Annotated in this window: 16 protein-coding genes; 5 read left to right on the top strand and 11 right to left on the bottom strand. The window is 53.8% G+C overall.

What is annotated here, in order from left to right; genetic code table 11:
* Nucleotides 1-11 precede the first annotated feature (11 nt).
* Both KQJ18_RS09940 and bglX read right to left on the bottom strand, forming a co-directional pair.
* Nucleotides 12-929 (bottom strand): ABC transporter substrate-binding protein, encoded by a 918-nt coding sequence (locus KQJ18_RS09940; protein ID WP_216421898.1) that lies wholly within the window; start codon nucleotides 927-929, stop codon nucleotides 12-14.
* Nucleotides 930-1,152: 223 nt separating this feature from the next.
* Nucleotides 1,153-3,450, bottom strand: a complete 2,298-nt coding sequence (gene bglX / locus KQJ18_RS09935) for a beta-glucosidase BglX (RefSeq protein WP_216421897.1) — start codon at nucleotides 3,448-3,450, stop codon at nucleotides 1,153-1,155.
* A gap of 232 nt (nucleotides 3,451-3,682) precedes the next feature.
* Between bglX and dld the strand changes: the two genes are divergently transcribed.
* Entirely contained in the window at nucleotides 3,683-5,392 is a 1,710-nt protein-coding gene (gene dld, locus KQJ18_RS09930; protein ID WP_150345206.1) for a D-lactate dehydrogenase, read from the top strand.
* A 64-nt stretch (nucleotides 5,393-5,456) separates the two neighbouring features.
* On the opposite strand, the gene pbpG is transcribed toward dld, so the two are convergent.
* Together pbpG and KQJ18_RS09920 are read right to left on the bottom strand one after the other, a co-directional pair.
* On the bottom strand, nucleotides 5,457-6,404 hold the full coding sequence (pbpG, locus tag KQJ18_RS09925) for a D-alanyl-D-alanine endopeptidase (RefSeq protein WP_038641951.1): 948 nt from the start codon (nucleotides 6,402-6,404) through the stop codon (nucleotides 5,457-5,459).
* A gap of 181 nt (nucleotides 6,405-6,585) precedes the next feature.
* On the bottom strand, nucleotides 6,586-7,173 hold the full coding sequence (locus KQJ18_RS09920) for a Yip1 family protein (protein ID WP_038641953.1): 588 nt from the start codon (nucleotides 7,171-7,173) through the stop codon (nucleotides 6,586-6,588).
* An 815-nt stretch (nucleotides 7,174-7,988) separates the two neighbouring features.
* Here KQJ18_RS09920 and KQJ18_RS09915 point away from each other — a divergent pair.
* Entirely contained in the window at nucleotides 7,989-8,561 is a 573-nt protein-coding gene (locus tag KQJ18_RS09915; RefSeq protein ID WP_038641956.1) for a DedA family protein, read from the top strand.
* 24 nt (nucleotides 8,562-8,585) lie between these two features.
* On the opposite strand, the gene mdtQ is transcribed toward KQJ18_RS09915, so the two are convergent.
* Nucleotides 8,586-10,025, bottom strand: a complete 1,440-nt coding sequence (gene mdtQ, locus KQJ18_RS09910; protein ID WP_038641958.1) for a multidrug resistance outer membrane protein MdtQ — start codon at nucleotides 10,023-10,025, stop codon at nucleotides 8,586-8,588.
* A gap of 169 nt (nucleotides 10,026-10,194) precedes the next feature.
* Here mdtQ and KQJ18_RS09905 point away from each other — a divergent pair, with 169 nt between their 5' ends.
* Entirely contained in the window at nucleotides 10,195-10,929 is a 735-nt protein-coding gene (locus KQJ18_RS09905; RefSeq protein ID WP_087855922.1) for a class I SAM-dependent methyltransferase, read from the top strand.
* Nucleotides 10,930-11,186: 257 nt separating this feature from the next.
* Here the strand turns inward: KQJ18_RS09905 and dusC are convergent, their stop codons facing one another.
* From dusC to KQJ18_RS09875, 6 genes are all read right to left on the bottom strand, one after another.
* Nucleotides 11,187-12,131: a tRNA dihydrouridine(16) synthase DusC gene (dusC, locus tag KQJ18_RS09900; protein WP_185655904.1), complete on the bottom strand. Its 945-nt coding sequence runs from the start codon at nucleotides 12,129-12,131 to the stop codon at nucleotides 11,187-11,189.
* A 61-nt stretch (nucleotides 12,132-12,192) separates the two neighbouring features.
* Nucleotides 12,193-13,386: a 3-hydroxybenzoate 6-monooxygenase gene (locus KQJ18_RS09895; protein WP_085047880.1), complete on the bottom strand. Its 1,194-nt coding sequence runs from the start codon at nucleotides 13,384-13,386 to the stop codon at nucleotides 12,193-12,195.
* Nucleotides 13,387-13,400: 14 nt separating this feature from the next.
* A complete protein-coding gene (gene maiA, locus KQJ18_RS09890; protein WP_204525753.1) occupies nucleotides 13,401-14,045 on the bottom strand; it encodes a maleylacetoacetate isomerase in 645 nt (214 codons plus the stop codon).
* A gap of 8 nt (nucleotides 14,046-14,053) precedes the next feature.
* On the bottom strand, nucleotides 14,054-14,755 hold the full coding sequence (locus KQJ18_RS09885) for a fumarylacetoacetate hydrolase family protein (RefSeq protein WP_216421895.1): 702 nt from the start codon (nucleotides 14,753-14,755) through the stop codon (nucleotides 14,054-14,056).
* A gap of 15 nt (nucleotides 14,756-14,770) precedes the next feature.
* Nucleotides 14,771-15,808 carry a gentisate 1,2-dioxygenase gene (gene gtdA / locus KQJ18_RS09880; protein WP_038641971.1) on the bottom strand — a complete coding sequence of 346 codons (1,038 nt, stop codon included), beginning with the start codon at nucleotides 15,806-15,808 and terminating at the stop codon, nucleotides 14,771-14,773.
* 11 nt (nucleotides 15,809-15,819) lie between these two features.
* Entirely contained in the window at nucleotides 15,820-17,178 is a 1,359-nt protein-coding gene (locus tag KQJ18_RS09875; RefSeq protein ID WP_110497410.1) for an aromatic acid/H+ symport family MFS transporter, read from the bottom strand.
* Nucleotides 17,179-17,304: 126 nt separating this feature from the next.
* Between KQJ18_RS09875 and KQJ18_RS09870 the strand changes: the two genes are divergently transcribed.
* Together KQJ18_RS09870 and KQJ18_RS09865 are read left to right on the top strand one after the other, a co-directional pair.
* Nucleotides 17,305-18,213, top strand: a complete 909-nt coding sequence (locus KQJ18_RS09870; RefSeq protein ID WP_085047876.1) for a LysR substrate-binding domain-containing protein — start codon at nucleotides 17,305-17,307, stop codon at nucleotides 18,211-18,213.
* Nucleotides 18,214-18,335: 122 nt separating this feature from the next.
* Nucleotides 18,336-18,734, top strand: coding sequence for a CidA/LrgA family protein (locus KQJ18_RS09865; protein ID WP_137347653.1), 399 nt, complete (start codon nucleotides 18,336-18,338; stop codon nucleotides 18,732-18,734).
* The last annotated feature ends 26 nt before the right edge of the window (nucleotides 18,735-18,760 follow it).

Here is an 18,760-nt window from a genome sequence, read left to right as displayed (position 1 = left end):
CGTAAATTCCGTTACTTAACCCATCCTTTTTGCTTCAGATAATCTGCTGCAACTTTTTTTGCATCCAGACCCTCTACGGCAATACTGGCGTTAAGCTGCTGGAGCGTTTTTTCATCCAGACTGGCAAAAACAGGCTGCAGCCATTCTTCCATTTGCGGATAGTACTTGAGTACCGACTCACGTACCACTGGCGCAGGCGCATAAATCGGCTGAACGCCTTGCGGATCGCTTAACGTTTGCAGCCCCAGCGCGGCGACCGGACCATCGGTGCCGTAGGCCATCGCGGCATTGACGCCGGAGGTTTGCTGCGCTGCGGCTTTAATCGTCACGGCGGTATCCCCCCCGGCCAGTGATAAAAGCTGATTCTGATTCAGTTTAAAATCATAGGCTTTTTCAAACGCGGGCAGCGCGTCCGCACGTTCGATAAACTCCGCAGAGGCGGCCAGTTTGAAAGTGCCCCCCTCCTTGAGGTAGCGCCCTAAGTCTGCAAGCGAAACCAGTTTATTCTTTTCGGCGACATCCTGGCGGACCGCAATGGTCCAGGTATTGTTGGCGGGCGCAGGCGTTAGCCAGACCAGTTTATTTTTCTCTGCGTCCAGCTTTTTCACTTTGTCGAAACCAGCCTGCGCATTTTTCCACGCCGGATCATTCTCATCTTTAAAGAAGAAGGCGCCATTGCCGGTATATTCCGGGTAGATATCCAGCTCGCCGGATGTAATCGCGCCACGCACCACTGGCGTAGTCCCCAGTTGCACTTTATTGACGGTTTTCACACCATGGCTTTCGAGCACTTGCAAAATAATGTTACCGAGCAGCGCCCCTTCGGTATCAATTTTTGACCCAACCGTAACGGGCGACGCGGCCTGCAAGGGCATACTTATCGCGGCTAACAATGCCAACGACCCTACCCCAAACTTTGAGATTATCATGCTGTGCTCCTCATCCTTTTGCGGCCCTTTTCAGAGACTTGAGGAAAAAGCATAGTCGAAAAATCAGGCCTTAACCTGGCAATTGGGTAGTAACACTGAGAGTAATTAGCAGTAAGGCGATAAAAAAATCCGGCAAACCCAAAGTGAATTTGCCGGATAGCGTTATTTCATAGACCAGATAAGCATTGCGCCATCAGGCATGATGCGTGGCTTTCTTCATCAACTACAGCAGTTCAAATTCACCCTGCTTCACTCTGGCGGAATCCACGCCGATAAAGACGTTAAATTTACCCGGTTCAGCATCGTATTTCATACGCTGGTTCCAGAATTTCAGCGCTTCGATATCAATCGGGAAGCTGACGGTCTGCGTTTCACCCGGTTTAAGATTCACTTTCTCAAAGCCTTTCAGCTGTTTTACCGGACGGCTCATTGAAGCGGTCACATCCTGCAAATACATCTGAATCACCGTGGCACCTTCGCGCTTGCCGGTGTTGGTCACCTGGACGCTGGCCGTCACAGTCCCGTCACGTTTCATCGTCGGTGCAGAGAGTTTCACATCCGAAACGGTAAAGGTGGTGTAGCTCAGGCCATAGCCAAAGGGATACAACGGACCGTTTGCCTCGTCAAAATAACGCGAGGTGTACTTATTCGGCTTATCGGCGTTATACGGACGACCGGTATTGAGATGGCTGTAATAGACCGGAATCTGTCCGACAGAGCGTGGGAAAGACATCGGCAGCTTGCCTGATGGGTTGTAATCGCCAAACAACACATCGGCGATGGCGTTACCGCCTTCCGTCCCGGCAAACCAGGTTTCGAGGATCGCATCAGCCTGTTGATCTTCCTTAACCAGCGCCAGCGGACGTCCGTTCATCAGCACCAGCACCAGCGGTTTGCCCGTTGCTTTCAGCGCGGCAATCAGGTCACGTTGGCTCTGCGGAATAGTAATGTCCGTACGGCTGGAGGCTTCATGCGCCATTCCCTGTGCCTCACCGACCACCGCAACCACCACATCAGACTGTTTCGCCGCGTCAACGGCTTCATCAATCATCGCCTGCGGCGAACGCGGATCAACTTTCACCGCCTCTTCATACAGGTTCAGGAAGTCGACAATGCCTTTATCGTTGGTGATATTCGCCCCTTTGGCGTATATCACTTTGCCCTGCTCGCCAATGGCATTTTTAATCCCCGTCAGCACCGTTACCGACTGATCGGCAACACCCGCTGCGGACCAACTGCCCATCACATCACGCTTGCTGTCGGCCAGTGGTCCGACAACCGCCACGGTGGCGGATTTTTTCAGCGGCAGCGTGTCGAGGCGGTTTTTCAGCAGCACCAGGCTTTCACGCGCCACTTCACGCGCTTCTTTACGGTGCAGGCGGCTTTCGGCGTTGGTATCCACCGGGTCAGACTCTTTGGCGCCCAGATGGCTGTACGGATCGTTAAACAGCCCCATATCATATTTCACGTTCAGCACGTGACGCGCAGCGTCGTCAAGCTCCGCCATCGTCACTTTGCCTGATTTAATCAGCCCCGGCAGGTATTTGCTGTAATACTCATCGCTCATACTCATGTTGATGCCGGACTTGATAGCCACGCGTACCGCATCCTCAGGATCGGAGGCGGTGCCGTGCTTAATCAGTTCCTTAATCGCGCCGTGATCGGAAACGGTGATGCCTTTAAAGCCCCACTCATCGCGCAGCACGTCTTTCAGCAGCCATGCATCCGACGTCGCCGGCGTACCGTTGAGTGAATTAAGTCCTACCATCACCGCGCCGCTACCGGCATCCAACCCAGCTTTGTACGGCGGCATGTAGTCGTTAAACAGACGCTGCGGGCTCATGTCGACGGTGTTGTACTCTTTCCCGCCCTCTACCGCACCATAAGCGGCGAAGTGCTTGACGCTGGTCATTACCGAATAGCGATCGGCCGGGCTTTTCCCCTGCATCGCTTCCACCATGGTTTTACCCATTGTGGCGGTCAAATACGTGTCTTCGCCAAACCCTTCCGATGCCCGGCCCCAGCGCGGATCGCGGGAGACATCAACCATCGGCGCCCAGGTCATGTTCAGGCCATCGTCAGCGGCTTCATACGCTGAAACGCGACCGACGGTTCTGACCGCATCGAGATTAAAGGAGGACGCCAGACCGAGGCTTATCGGGAACACGGTACGCTGGCCGTGCAATACGTCGTAGGCAAAAAAGAGAGGAATTTTCAGGCGGCTGAGTTCCATCACCTGATCCTGCATTTTGCGGATATCCTGGCGTGTGACGGTGTTAAAAATAGCCCCAACCTGCCCGTCTTTGATCATCTCGCGGATGGCTTCCTTCGGATTATCAGGCCCGACGCTGATTAAGCGTAATTGACCAATTTTCTCATCCACGGTCATCTGTTTGAGTAAATCGGTAACAAACGCATCCCGCGCTTCTGGCGTCAGCGGATGGTTACCAAACAGAGTGTCCGCCAGCGCGGGTTGCACTGCCAGACTCACCGCAACACCTACAGAACATAGCCATTTCATGTTGATTCTCTCTTTATTTTTTCCTGACGCATCAGCGAAAATATAACAAAAACCGCAATTTGCCGTAAGACTAAACGGGAGCGCTAAAGAAAGCTAAGGTTATTCTCCTAATTTTCAAAACCAGCGTGAATCAATGAAAGACAAGCCAGAGACAATATGAATGAGAAAGCGTATTGTCATACAAAGCGCTATGCTTGTTCCTGATATTGAGTCCCACCACAAGGAGTGGAGAATGTCTTCCATTACAACAGATAATAAAGCTTTCCTGAATGAACTGACCCGCCTGGTGGGTCATTCGCACCTGCTCACTGAAGCCGCTAAAACCGCCCGCTATCGCAAGGGATTCCGCTCCGGCCAGGGCGATGCGCTCGCCGTCGTTTTCCCGGGCTCGCTTTTAGAATTGTGGCGCGTCCTGAACGCCTGTGTCGCCGCAGACAAAATCATTCTGATGCAGGCCGCCAATACCGGCCTGACCGAAGGCTCTACGCCAAGCGGCAATGATTACGACCGTGAGATTGTTATTATCAGCACCCTGCGTCTTGATAAGCTGCACGTCATCGGCAAAGGCGAACAGGTGCTGGCCTGGCCTGGAACAACGCTCTATTCGCTGGAAAAAGCGCTCAAACCTTTTGGTCGTGAACCGCATTCAGTGATCGGTTCTTCCTGCATCGGTGCTTCCGTGATTGGCGGCATTTGTAACAACTCCGGCGGCTCGCTGGTGCAACGAGGCCCGGCCTACACGGAGATGTCGCTGTTTGCGCGTATTGATGAACAGGGCAAATTACAGCTGGTTAACCATCTGGGCATCGACCTTGGCCAAACCCCAGAGCAGATCCTTAGCAAACTCGATGACGAGCGCATCAAAGATGACGATGTTCGCCACGACGGACGTCATGCGCACGATCACGACTACGTGACCCGCGTCAGAGATATTGAGGCGGACACGCCCGCACGCTATAACGCCGACCCGGACCGCTTGTTTGAATCTTCCGGTTGTGCCGGAAAGCTCGCGGTTTTCGCCGTGCGTCTGGACACTTTCGAAGCCGAAAAAAATCAGCAGGTCTTTTATATCGGCACCAACCAGCCAGAGGTGCTGACGGAGATCCGCCGTCATATTCTGGCGAAGTTTGAACATCTGCCGGTTGCCGGTGAATATATGCATCGCGATATTTACGACATCGCTGAGCAGTACGGCAAAGATACGTTCCTGATGATTGACAAGCTCGGCACCGACAAAATGCCGTTTTTCTTCACCCTGAAAGGCCGCACCGATGCGATGCTGGAAAAAGTGAAATTTTTCCGTCCGCACTTCACCGACCGGGCGATGCAGAAGTTTGGTCATTTATTCCCCAGCCACTTACCGGCGCGTATGAAAAGCTGGCGCGACAAATACGAGCATCACCTGCTGTTAAAAATGGCCGGTGGCGGCGTGGCTGAAGCGCAAAACTGGCTAAATGAGTTTTTCAAAACGGCCGAGGGCGACTTCTTTGCCTGTACGCCGGAAGAAGGCAGCAAGGCATTCCTGCACCGCTTTGCGGCGGCTGGCGCAGCTATTCGTTATCAGGCCGTTCATGCGGATGAGGTGGAAGATATTCTGGCGCTGGATATCGCGCTGCGTCGTAACGACACCGAATGGTATGAACATCTGCCGCCAGAAATCGACAGCCAACTGGTGCACAAGCTCTATTACGGGCATTTTATGTGCTATGTATTCCATCAGGATTACATCGTCAAAAAAGGCGTGGATGCCCATGCGCTGAAAGAGCAGATGCTGGAGTTACTTCGCGAGCGTGGGGCACAGTATCCGGCGGAGCATAACGTCGGGCATTTGTACCAGGCGCCGGAAACATTAACCCGCTTTTACCGCGAGAATGACCCAACCAACAGTATGAACCCGGGTATTGGGAAAACGAGTAAGCAGAAGTTCTGGAAAGAATCGTAGGCCCGATAAGCATAAGCGCCATCGGGCACGTTGCCGGGGGCGCTTCGCTTGCCCGGCCGACGGTTTAATCGTTCTGCGCGGTTTGCTCACCCGTAGCTGAACCTGCCGCCGCCATCTGCGCCGCTTTTTGCTTTTTGTAGCTCAGCGCCGCCGCCGGAACCGGCATCACCTTGCCGGTTTCAATCCAGGTGCGTAAACGGCTGGCATCGGCAAAGTGGGTATATTTCCCAAAAGCATCCATCACCACCAGCGCCACCGGTTTGTTATTAATCACCGTGCGCATCACCAGACAGTGGCCCGCCGCATTGGTAAACCCGGTTTTAGTTAACTGAATATTCCAGTTATCGCGATACACCAGATGGTTGGTATTACGGAACGGCAATGTATATGCCGGATTGGCAAACGTCGCCATATCTTCACGCGTAGTACTTAGCTGACCAATCAGCGGATACTGTTTGCTGGCAATCAGTAACTTCGTTAAATCACGCGCGGTTGAGACGTTATGAATCGATAACCCGGTCGGCTCCACAAAACGGGTATGGGTCATGCCCAGCGCTTTCGCTTTCGCATTCATCGCCTTGATAAACGCGTTATAGCCGCCAGGGTAATGATGCGCCAGACTGGCTGCCGCACGGTTTTCAGATGACATCAGCGCCAGTAACAGCATGTCTTTACGGCTGATTACACTGTTCAGCCGTACGCGAGAGTAAATTCCTTTCATCTCAGGCGTCTGGCTGATATCAACTTTCAGCTTTTCATCCAGCGGCAGTCGCGCATCAAGCACCACCATCGCCGTCATTAATTTGGTAATCGACGCAATCGGACGCACCAGATCCGGATGGTTCGAATAGATAACCTTGTTGGTATTCAGATCAACAATCATCGCGCTACCGGACGCTATCTCAGGTTGAGAAGCCGCTACGGTAGGTGCCGTTTTCGCCACGGCTTGGGGTGCAAAAGGAACGGCCAGCACCAGGGCAAGGCTTAATAATGAAACTCGGAATTTCAGCATGATGAGATTTCTGATAAGGGTTCACGCACGTCACAACGCACACCGCCCGAGATTAAGTATTTTCTCAGGCTAGCTCAGGCATCATAGCGATCCGGCAGGTTTGCCGCTACAGGATAATCGTCTCGAAATGCTGCGTTGCTGACTTTTACGTCAACAACGCAGCGCAGAGGCGTTTTACAGGTCAGAATAAGCGATAGCCGTAACCCCACAGGATTACCGTAATCGCCAGCAGAACCTCCAGTACCAGCACACCAATAGCCAGCGTGGAACTGGAAAAACTTAACCCTTCCTCACGAGTGATATTCAGAAACGTTGGAATACCGAGATAGAGTAAATAACCGGTGTAAAACAGCGCGATAGTTCCCACCAACGCACACAGCCAGACCAGCGGATAAAGTGCGACCAGACCGCTTAAAAACAGCGGAGTCGCGACATATCCGGCAAAGACCATACAGTGCGCCAGCGATGGACGCTGCGGGTAATTACGCGCCATCCACCAGATAACCCGGCCCATGACAGCCACGCCCGCCAGCATCACGCCGTAAAACAGAATGGCCAGCGCCAGTCCGGTCAACAGGGATAACTGCAGTATGTTGCCGTCACCAAAATTCCAGCCGATTTGTGTGGTACCGATAAACGCGCAAACAACCGGGATTGCCGCCATCAGCAGTACATGATGGGTATAGTGATGCGAAACGCTTTCGTTTTCGCTGTTGATCACGTGCATTTCACGATCGGGATGGGAAAACAGCCCCCAGACATGGTTCATACCGCCCCCTTCTTGTCAGCTCCGGACCTCAACACTTCAAGTATAATTCAGCTTTTGATTATTTTATGTACACAGAGAAAATACCGGATCGCTACGGCGTATTGTTACGTTCACCCAATGTTTATCACTTCTCTGAAACGATACTGCCTGTAAACGTGTTAAGGGTACTATCGCCGTACCCTTAACAATCCCGGCTCCCGGCGGGAAAATTGCCACTTCGTGGTTCCCCCCGCTTATTCCTTCTGGCTACCGGGTCGGGCGCGAGGTAGCATCCCTGCAAAACGCGCCCTGAGCCAGCATCCATGCTGGCTCTCCCGGCCTTACGGAAACACGTCGGCAATTTTCAGCCGGACCAGCCTACACCTCACCATCTGCGTTTTTGGTCTGAACAGCAAAACAGATTTAACTGGAAGTCAGAGCGTTGAAGCGATCCCCCCGGTCCGGCTGAAAATCGATGAGGCGTTGGCGGCTGACCGGGTCTGCCCGCAGGGATGCGGGCAGAGGGGACGGCCTGCATGGATGCAGGCTCGGCCCCGACCCGACAGGCAGACGGCATAAGACGAATAACTCGCGCAGCGACGATTTTCCCGCCGGGAGCCTGGGATGCAAGGGAGGCGGCGGTAAGCCTCCCTTGCACGTTCACGGGTAACGGCGTTTCAGAGAAATGACACCGCGGAGGTGAACGGAACCCTGAGCCAGAATCACATGTCCTTCATAATACTTAACTGACAAGCATTAGATTGCTACGGCGCGGCTTTTCCGGCATCAAGTATTCATAGGGTGTATGCTATAAGCGGTGGAGGTCATACAATCGTATGGATATAAATCATTATGTTGCGCAATACGGCTATGCCGCATTAGTGATTGGCAGTCTGGCTGAAGGGGAAACCATTACCCTGTTAGGCGGCGTCGCGGCCCATCAGGGAGTACTTAAATTTCCGCTGGTGGTGCTCTCCGTCGCGCTGGGCGGGATGATTGGCGATCAGTTGCTCTATTTACTCGGACGTCGTTTTGGCGGCAAAATTCTGCGGCGTTTTTCGCGTCATCAGGCAAAAATTGATTACGCGCAGAAGATGATCCAACGGCGTCCTTATCTGTTCGTGGTCGGCACGCGTTTTATGTACGGTTTTCGCGTTATTGGCCCTTTGCTGATTGGCGCCAGTCACCTGCCACCGAAGATCTTTTTACCGCTCAATATTCTCGGGGCGCTGGTGTGGGCGCTGATATTTACCACTCTGGGTTATGTGGGGGGAGAAGTCATCGCGCCGTGGCTGCACAATCTCGACCAGCACATTAAGCACTGGATATGGCTGGTTCTGGTGATTGTACTGGTGGTAGGCGCGCGCTGGTGGTTGAAAAAACGCAGCAGCAAGAAGACGGCCCGGTAGAGCGGCATCTACCGGGCAGGCGTGTTACGACGCGTGGTAACCGCCGCCCAGCGCGCTGGTCAACTGAATGGAAGCATCCAGCCACTGGCCTTGCAATACCAGACCGTTACACTGCTCACGTAACGCTGGGATCTTTGCTTCGCTGACCCGGGAACCCGCGATAATACCGGCGTTAAATCGCGCCTGCGCAAGTCCCACCACACGCTGTGCATCATGTTCGATCTGCTGCTGATGCTGATTCTTCTGCGCCAGTGTTTCCACCTGCGATGCGGCACGCGCCACGTCATTCACCGCATCTACCACGGCTTTGTTGTAATTCGCCACCGTCAGGTTGCTTTGCGCTTTGGTGATATCAAGATTGGCATTCAATCTGCCGCTGTCGAAAATAGGCAGCGTGAGTCCGGCAGTGACGCCCATTTGCTGCGCGGAATGGCGGAACAGATCGCTCAGATGTAACGCATCTTGTTGTAAAAACGCCATCAAATTCACGTCCGGATAAAACGCGGCTTTGGCCGCATCAATGCTGCTCAGCGACGACTCAATGTACCAGTGGGCGGCCTGTAAATCCGGTCGACGGGCCAGCAGCGAATAACCTAACTGGGACGGGAGCTGGCTTTCTACGGTAGGTAACTTACTGGTATGCAGTTTCAGAACGGTAGACTGTGAATTAGTCAGGGCGCTCAGCCGCGCCTCAATCACTTTCATTTTGCCGTTAACATCGTTCAGCTGCTGATCCGTTTTACTGGAATCGATATCGGTCTCCACGCCTTCCACTGATGAGGTAATGCCGTTTTGATACAGCTGACGATCGACAGTTATCACGTTCTGTTGCTCATTTTTAATCTGCGTCAGTACGCTTTTCAGTGCCGCCTGCGTCTGCCATTCCCAGTACAGACGCGAAACACCGCTCGCCAGCAGCTGGCGGGTTTGTTCACGCTCAGCTTCACGCGCTTTAACGGCCCCAATACGCGCCGTCACTTCGGCCCGATTTTTCCCCCACAGATCCAGATTCCAACCGGCGGTTAAACCAAAGGTCCCGTTGGTGTACCACGGGCCTGTCGTTCCGGCGGCAGGATCGGTAATGGCAAACGGTCCCATCAGCCCTTCAGCTGACATTCTCTGACGCTCAACGTCCGCAGAAAAATCGATCTCCGGACCATCCTGCGCCTCAACGGCCTTCGCCTGCGCCTCCGCCAGTTGAATGCGCTGTTCCGCCACCTGCATATCAGGAGAGTTTCGCAACGTGCTGTCAATCAGCGCATTAAGCTGAGGATCGTGGTATGCCTTCCACCATTGGCTGTCCGGCCAGCCATTTTTTAACGCCGCAGGTAAGGCGGAATCGACATTCGCAGCAGGGGTCTGCTGCGACAGAGACTGACGGTCATCATGCATAGGTGCACAGCCAGCCATGAGAATAAAAAGGGGCAACAATGCCGTCGCGGCAAAAACAGAATTACGATTCATGGAGATATACAGGTAAGAAAAGATGCGCAGAGAGTACGACTTGTCGCTGTTACTTTTTTAGTTACGCGTGGCAATACATCTTTGGCAATAAAAATATATAATCAGAAAAATATACACCACACAAATAATACAGATTAAATAATTTTAATAATTTATAGATGGAAACCTTATGTCACAGAATATTTATGACGACCCGGAATTCTTTGCCGGATATGCCACGCTGGATCGTTCAGTAAAAGGACTTGATGGCGCACCGGAATGGCCAGCAATACAGGCTATGCTCCCCGCTCTGCAGGGTAAAAACATTCTCGATTTGGGCTGCGGATATGGCTGGTTTTGTCGCTACGCGCGCGATAATCATGCCGCCAGCGTCGTGGGGCTGGATATCTCACAAAAGATGTTAACCCAGGCGCATAATATGACTCACGGCAATGGCATCGTCTATCGCCGTGAAGATCTCGAAACGCTTACGCTCTCGCCGGCGTCTTTCGACCTGGCGTATAGCTCTCTTGCCCTGCACTATTTACACGATATTGAACGATTATTCGTAACGATTTACCAGGCATTAACACCGGGAGGCATGTTGGTTTTCTCTGCCGAGCACCCCATTTATACCGCACCGCTTAACCAGGGCTGGATAAAAGACAAAACCGGGCAGCTGTCCTGGCCGGTTAATCATTACCAACAAGAAGGCGAGCGTATCAGTAACTGGTTTGCTGAAGGCGTTAAAAAACAGCATCGCAAGCTGGCGACCTGGATTAACGCGCTCATTGCCGCCGGATTCGACATTGTGTGTGTTGATGAATGGGGACCCTCTGCTCAGCAGATTGCTGAAAACCCGGCGCTGGATGAAGAAAAAGAGCGGCCAATGGTGTTTCTGCTAAGCGCACGTAAACCCGCATAACAGCGCCACCAGGCAGAATAGTTGATACTTTCCTATACTCAATCTGAATTTACCAAAAAAAGGAAAGTTAATGAAAATTCTGCTGTGGATTATTCTAATTATTTTTCTGATTGGACTGTTGGTGGTAACCGGCGTGTTTAAGATGATTTTTTGATGTTGTCTTTTAGCCCAGGCCTGATAGCAGAAATGTCAGGCGATTGTTCTCTCTGATGCCGGATGGCGGCGTAAACGCCTTATCCGGCCTACCGGAACTGACGTCAGGCGGTAATCTTGATGGCCTGAATCGCCCGAGCGATATCCGGCGAATTGTTTAACGCGCGAATCTCCTGAAACAACGCCGTGGCTTCTGAATATTCTTTACGCAAATACCCTAACCACTGCTTAATACGCGCCACATGATACAACCCCGTGTCACCCTGCTTTTCGAGACGGGTATATTTTTGCAGCAGCATCACGACGTCAGGCCACGGCATACGCGGCTCGTTGTACTTCACCACACGACTCAGGTTCGGGATATTTAACGCACCACGACCGATCATCACCGCATCGCATCCGCTGATGGCCATACAATCCTGGGCGCTCTGCCAGTCCCAGATTTCACCATTTGCGATAACCGGAATGGTAAGTCGCTGGCGAATTTCGCCAATCGCCTGCCAGTTAATATGCTCGGCCTTATAGCCCTGCTCTTTGGTACGGCCATGCACCACCAATTCGCTGGCGCCAGCCTGCTGGACGGCATCGGCAATTTCAAACTGCCGGTCGCTGTTGTCCCAGCCCAGACGTACTTTCACCGTCACCGGGAGATGGTCCGGGACCGCCTCGCGCATGGCTTTTGCGCCGCGGTAGATGAGCTCAGGATCTTTCAATAACGTCGCGCCACCGCCGCTGCCGTTGACCAGCTTCGACGGACAGCCGCAGTTCAGATCGACACCGTACGATCCCAGTTCGACCGCGCGGGCGGCGTTCTCCGCCAGCCACTGCGGATACTGGCCCAACAGCTGTATGCGCACCCGCGTGCCGGATGGCGTGCGGCTGTTGTTATGCAGTTCCGGGCAGAGCCGGTGAAATACTTTTGCCGGCAGGAGCTGATCCACCACGCGCACAAACTCCGTGATGCACAGATCGTAATCATTCACTTCAGTCAGCAGCTCGCGCACCAGGGAATCGAGCACGCCTTCCATCGGCGCCAGTAAAACACGCATATCGTCACCCGCAAAAAAAGAGGCGCTATGGTAGCGCCTCCGTTCGGGAGATTAAAGAGGCTCAGCGCGGCAACAGACAGTTATCTTCTTTCCAGCCGTACAGCCACTCCATACCGCGATAAAACTCCGCCTGTGATTTACCTTTCCACAGCAGATTACGCACCTGGCGCTCGACGCCCGCGGCGTGATAAACGCGGCCCATTTCGCGCGTCGACCAGACAATCCGCGCCGTACGCGGAATGCGCACCGACTCATACAGGGCAAAGGCATCAGCCGCATCGCCGTCACACTGCTGTAACGCCTTACCAAGCGTGACGGCATCTTCCAACGCCATACAGGCTCCCTGCGCCATATATTGCGCCACCGGGTGCGCGGCATCACCCACCAGCGTAATGCGGTCGGTACCCCATTTCTCGACCGGCTCGCGGTCAGCGGTGGACCAGCGCCGCCATGATGTCGGTTTATCCAGCATCTGGCGCGGACGTGGATGAATACCGGCAAAATAGGAGAGCACCTCCTCTTTACTGCCATCCTTCACGCCCCACTCTTCCTGCTGACGACTATGAAAGGTCACCACCAGATTGTATTGTTTGCCGCCGCGCAGCGGATAGTGCACCAGGTGACAGTGCGGTCCGGCCCACAGCACCGGCGCGTTAATGCGCAAATCTTCCGGCATATCATCGCAATCAATCACAGCGCGGTAGACCACGTGCCCGGTCACGCGTGGCGCATCGCCAATCAGAGACTGACGGACAACCGACTTCACACCGTCACAGCCGACCAAAATATCTGCCGTCCAGCTGTTGCCATGCTCGTCAAATACCGTCACGTCATTCTCGGTCTGGCGAATATCAACCACGTTAGTTGAAGTGCGATACTCAACGTTGGGATGAACCAGCGCCGCTTCCCACACAGAAGCATGAATATCCACCCGATGGATAACCGCATAAGGACCGCCAAAGTGATCGCGGAACGCCTGTCCGGTTTCAATACGCACGACTTCCTGCGCATTTACCGCATCCATCATGGTGATATGATCGGTAAAAACGGCGCGCTGGCGGGCAACCTCTCCCACGCCAAGGCTGTCGAGAGCAGAGAACGCGTTTGGCCCGAGCTGAATGCCCGCGCCGATTTCGCCAATCTCATGCGCTTTCTCCAGCAACATCACTTTGATTCCCTGACGGGCCAGCGATAACGCGGTCGCCGCGCCGCCAATCCCACCACCCACGATAATTGCGCGTGTCACTTTAGCCATTGTCGTTCTCCTTATCAGGCCGGAATTTTATCTTGTTGATTCTCGGGCGCGGCGGCGATAAACGCCGGAAGCTGGGTACAGGCATCATAGACCGCCTTACAGCGTGGATATGCGCTCAAATCGCAGCCCATACGTAGCGCGTTCGCCCATTGCGGGATCAGGCAGCAATCCGCCAGCGTCGGCGCATCACCCACGCAGAACGCCCCCAAATGACTCTGGCGCAGCATCTGTTCCACTGCGCTTAACCCTTGCTGGATCCAGTGCGCATACCAGCGTTTTTTATCCTCTTCACTGATCTTTAATTCGTCGCTCAGGTAGCGCAGTACCCGCAGATTATTCACGGGGTGGATATCACAAGCGATGGCATAAACAATTTCCAGCACCCGACTGCGCATCGGGAAGTCAGCAGGCAGCAGCGGCGACTGCGGAAAGTGGCTATCCAGCCAGTCGATTATCGCCAGCGATTGTCCAAGCGATTCTCCGTCGTCGGTCACCAGCGTCGGCACCAGCCCCACCGGATTCATCCGCCGGTAGGCCAGCTCGTTCTGCTGACCGATGCGAATGTTGACGCCCACCGTCTGGTAATCGAGCCCTTTCAGCGCCAGCGCAATACGCACGCGATATGACGCGGAGCTATTAAAGAAACTGTACAGCTTCATCATCCACCTCAGACAATCTTCACGGCGATGGGGGTTAAACCGTCTACGCTGCCGGTGATCACATCCCCTTTCACTACCGCCCCCACGCCTTCCGGCGTACCGGTGTAGATCAGATCGCCCGGCTGCAGTTCGAAAAATCCGGACAGATAGCTGATGGTTTCATTCACAGACCAGATAAGGTGGCGAATATCGCTCCGCTGATGATCGTCGCCGTTAACCTGCAGCCAGATAGGCGCATTGTTAACATCAGCGATTTCACTGGCTTTATGCAGCGGCGCGATGGGCGCAGAGAGATCAAACGCTTTGCCGATTTCCCACGGACGCCCCATCTGGCGCATCTCCATCTGCCTGTCACGACGGGTCATATCCAGACCGGTGGCATAGCCCCAGATATATTCGTGCGCTTTTTCCAGCGGTATATCGCTGCCCTTTTTACCAATCGCCACCACCAGCTCTATCTCGTAGTGATAGTTATCGGTCTGCGACGGGTACGGCAGTTCAAGGGTTTGACCAGCCGCCACCGGAACCACCGCGTCGGCCGGTTTACAGAAGAAGAACGGCGGTTCGCGATCCGGGTCAAAGCCCATTTCACGCGCGTGTGCAGCATAGTTGCGCCCCACGCAGTAAACGCGGCGCACGGGAAATTGTTCATCACTACCAACCACCGGAACGGTAACAGGCGCTTGTGGTTCGAATACGTATTGCGTCATTTTCTCTCTCCCAAATTAATAGCGTGCTTCACGGAACAACCCCAGCGCTTCCTGAACCGGTCTGTCCGAAAAACTGAATAAGACGGCATCTTCGCTGGCCTGGAACGACACACCGTGCCAGGTCGGCACCACGAAGATATCTTTTGGCGAAAAGTTGAAGGTTTCGTTGCCGATGGTGACCCGCCCGCTTCCTTCCACCACATGGTAGATAGTGCTGTCAGTGGTACGCGCCATCCGTGAAGAAAAGCCCTTCGGCAACAATTGCAGGAAGGTCCCCATTGACGGCATGGGATAACCGCCAGTTACCGGGTTCACGTAGCGCATCTTGTAACCATCCCACTCGTCGGCTTCGCCCATGCGGGTCAGGTCATGCAGTGCTTCACGGCTACGATCGTAGCGATAGTTGAAAATGGGCGATGAGTTACCCTTCTGATGACGCAGCGGCAGCATGTTGGCCGCATAGCGCGGTAAATAATCCCCTTCCTTGCGCGTGACCGGCTGCTGATCTTCCGGGTAGTCTTCCGCAAAGCCGCAGCCCAGCAGATTCACCAGCGGCAGATCCAGACCGTCCAGCCACACTACCGGTTCGCTGCCTGGGTTGCCGTGATCGTGCCAGCGCCATTGCGGCGTCAGAATAAAATCGCCTTCATGCATCTGGGTGCGCTCGCCATCGACGGCGGTAAATGCCCCTTTCCCTTCGACAATAAAGCGCAGCGCAGACTGATTATGGCGGTGGCTCGGCGCAACCTCGCCCGGCATGATCAACTGTAATCCCGCGTACAGCGTCGGGGTGATTGAAGACTGTCCGCGCAGCATTGGGTTTTCCAGCACCAGCACGCGGCGAATCGCCTCTTTCGCGCCAATCAGATCGCCACTTTCCAGCAGTAGCGGACGGATCTCCTGATAGTTCCAGTACGCAGGCGCGCAATTCGCGTTCGGCGTTGACGGCACCAGACGGTGCAACGACTCCCACAGCGGGGTCAGATTCTGCCCGGAAATATGCTGGTAAAACTGCTGACGGCTGTTCTTAACATCCTGATTCAGTTCAGACATAGGGATTCTCCTTATTCATTCACGATGCCTGCGCGTGGCAAGGCGTCAGGGACAGAGGCCGACTGGCGAACAACAACCGTCAGCAGCGTAAGCATCACCGCGCTGATGGCCGCCGGAACGGCAATAATGAAAAACAGGTTATCGAATGAGAAATTCATCGCCATCATCACGCCGCCGGAAAGCGAACCGACAATCGCGCCGCAGCGGCCAATGGCATTAGACCAGCTGACGCCCGTCGCCCGGCTTTGCGTCGGATAAAGGGTGGCGGTTAACGCATTGAGACCCACCTGAGAACCGCTAATCCCGATGCCGGTGCCAAAAATCGCCAACGCCATCAGCCACAGGCCGTTTTCGCTCAGGCCAATCATGACGATACATACCGCCCCCAGCGCATAGCTCACCGCCAGCACGCGGAAAGGATTGTATTTATCCATCAGTACGCCCAGCGCCAGCGCGCCTAACGTACCGCCAATCTGGAAGGCCGCAGTCACCCAGGAGGCATGTTGCAGGTCGATTCCTCGATGGTTAAGCAGCGTTGGCATCCAACTGGAGAGCAGATAAATAATCAGCAGGCTCATAAAGAACACCACCCATAACATCAGGGTAATGGGCAACTGTCGCCCGACGAACAGCTGGCGGATACTGCCTTTGGCAATCGCTGAGCCTTCGTTGAGATAAAAATGGGTATCGTCATAACGTTCCCGGGTAATAGCGCTGACAGTTCTGGCAATCACGTTTTGCGGTAGCTGGCGACGAACCTGCCAGCGCGGGGATTCCGGTAGCGCAAACAGCAGGGCGACAAACAGCATGAGCGGCAAAACGCCTCCCAGCACCAGAATGCCGTGCCAACCAATAACCGGCACCAGTTGAGCACTGACGATGCCGCCCATAGCCGATCCGAGAGTAAAGCCGCAGAACATCATGGTGACCAATGCGCCACGCCGACGGGCAGGCAGGTATTCCGACGTCATGGTGATGGTATTAGGCATCGCGCCGCCCAGACCTAACCCGGTAAGGAAACGCAAAATAACCAGCGTTTGCAGATCGGGCGAAAAAGCAGAGATCAGACTCAGCGCGCCAAACAGCGCCACGCAAAGCTCAATCACCCGTTTACGGCCAAAACGATCGGACAGCGGGCCGCAGAGCAACGCGCCAGCAGTTAGCCCCAGCAGTCCTGCGCCAAAAAGCGGCGCCAGATCCCCGGCGGTCAATTGCCAGTGAGTGCGTATATCGGGTGCGATAAAACCAATCGCCGCGGTATCAAAACCGTCGAGCATGACGACCAGAAAACAGCAAATAATCACGCGCCACTGCGTCTTACCGACGGGGGCGGAATCTATTAGTGCTTGTAGATCACGTTGTTGAGTCATAGTGAATGCCTCAGTGCAGGTAGAGTAGATGTCTGTTTTGTTTTAGGTATGTTGCGACTTTGTATGTTTGGAGATGAAATGTACAATGGCTTTTCATGCAGAGGCATAACCTGGAGGTTATAGCAAATGGCTAACTGGGCACAGAAACTGAAGTTGCACCACCTGCAAACGCTGGTCGCGCTAGGGGAACAGGGAAATTTGACTCACGTCGCCCGGATGATGAATATCACCCAGCCTGCCTTGTCCAAATGGTTATCACAGCTCGAAGATGAGATTGGCATCACGCTCTTTGAACGACATAGCAAAGGCTTACGCCCCTCCGAAGGCGGCAAGCTGTTGCTGCAACATGCTCAACGCCTGATCAATGATATGGAGCGTTCGCAGTATGAAATTGCCCGTTTCAAGCAAGGCGGTCTGGTGGGAAGTCTGAAGATTGGCTGCTCGCCGGTGGCGACCGACTGCGTTTCACAGGCAATACTGGGCTTGCTTACGGAGCTACCCACTCTGCATCTCAATATTGAAGAGAAAGTGATGACCCCGTTACTGCACGATCTGCTGGCGGGTTCAGTGGATGTCGTCGTCGGTCGCGTTGGCGGCCGGGCGCTTCAGCTGCCGCTTAATTACCAGGTGCTCTATACCGAGCCGGTCTGTTTTGTCGCCCGCCCCGATCATCCGCTGGCAAAATATCCCCTGCTCACCTGGAACGATCTGGCTAACTGGCGTTGGATTGTCTGGCCGACAGGCACCCCCATTCGGATTAGCATTGACAACGCGCTGGTCGATAATGGCGTAATGCTGCCGGAAAACACCATTGAATCAGCGTCGATAAACGTCAGCACTAACCTGCTGCAAAGTAGCGACATGGTTTCTATTCTTTCTCTGCGTCTGGCGCAGCGTTATGCCGCCCAGGGACAACTGGCTATCCTGAATCTGCCGAAGATTGAACAAAAAGGCAGCGTAGGCGTATTCTGGCGCAACAATGAAACGCCTACCACAGCCCTGAGTCGTTTTTTGTATTACCTGGCGCAGGTTTAGCGCGATCATATGCGCAATGTTCCAGACGTCTATTTCCTCTATGCTTAGAATTCATGATGTGATCGGTAGCACGTTTTGAAGTTTAATTGTATGATGAATCAGTCTCGTCAAGGGTTTCAATTATGAGCAAATCACTGAACATTATCTGGCAATATTTGCGCGCATTCGTCCTGATCTATGCCTGCCTCTATGCAGGTATTTTTGTCGCTTCGCTGCTGCCGATCACAATTCCGGGCAGCATCATTGGCATGCTGATTCTGTTTGTCTTACTGGCATTGCAGGTATTACCGGCAAAATGGGTTAATCCCGGCTGTTATGTCCTGATTCGCTATATGGCCCTGTTATTTGTCCCGATTGGCGTGGGGATCATGCAGTACTTTGATTTGCTCCGCGCACAATTTGGCCCGGTGGTGGTGTCATGCACCATCAGTACGCTGGTTGTTTTCCTCGTGGTGAGCTGGAGCTCGCATCTTGTACACGGTGAACGCAAAATTGTTGGCCAAAAAGGTTCGAAAGAATGATGACATATATCTGGTGGTCATTGCCC

Source organism: Citrobacter sp. S55_ASV_140 (assembly GCF_018919505.1).
Classification (GTDB): Bacteria; Pseudomonadota; Gammaproteobacteria; order Enterobacterales; family Enterobacteriaceae; genus Citrobacter; species Citrobacter werkmanii.
The sequence above is the reverse complement of the archived record's forward strand: the minus strand, read 5'-3'. Positions and strand labels throughout refer to the sequence as shown.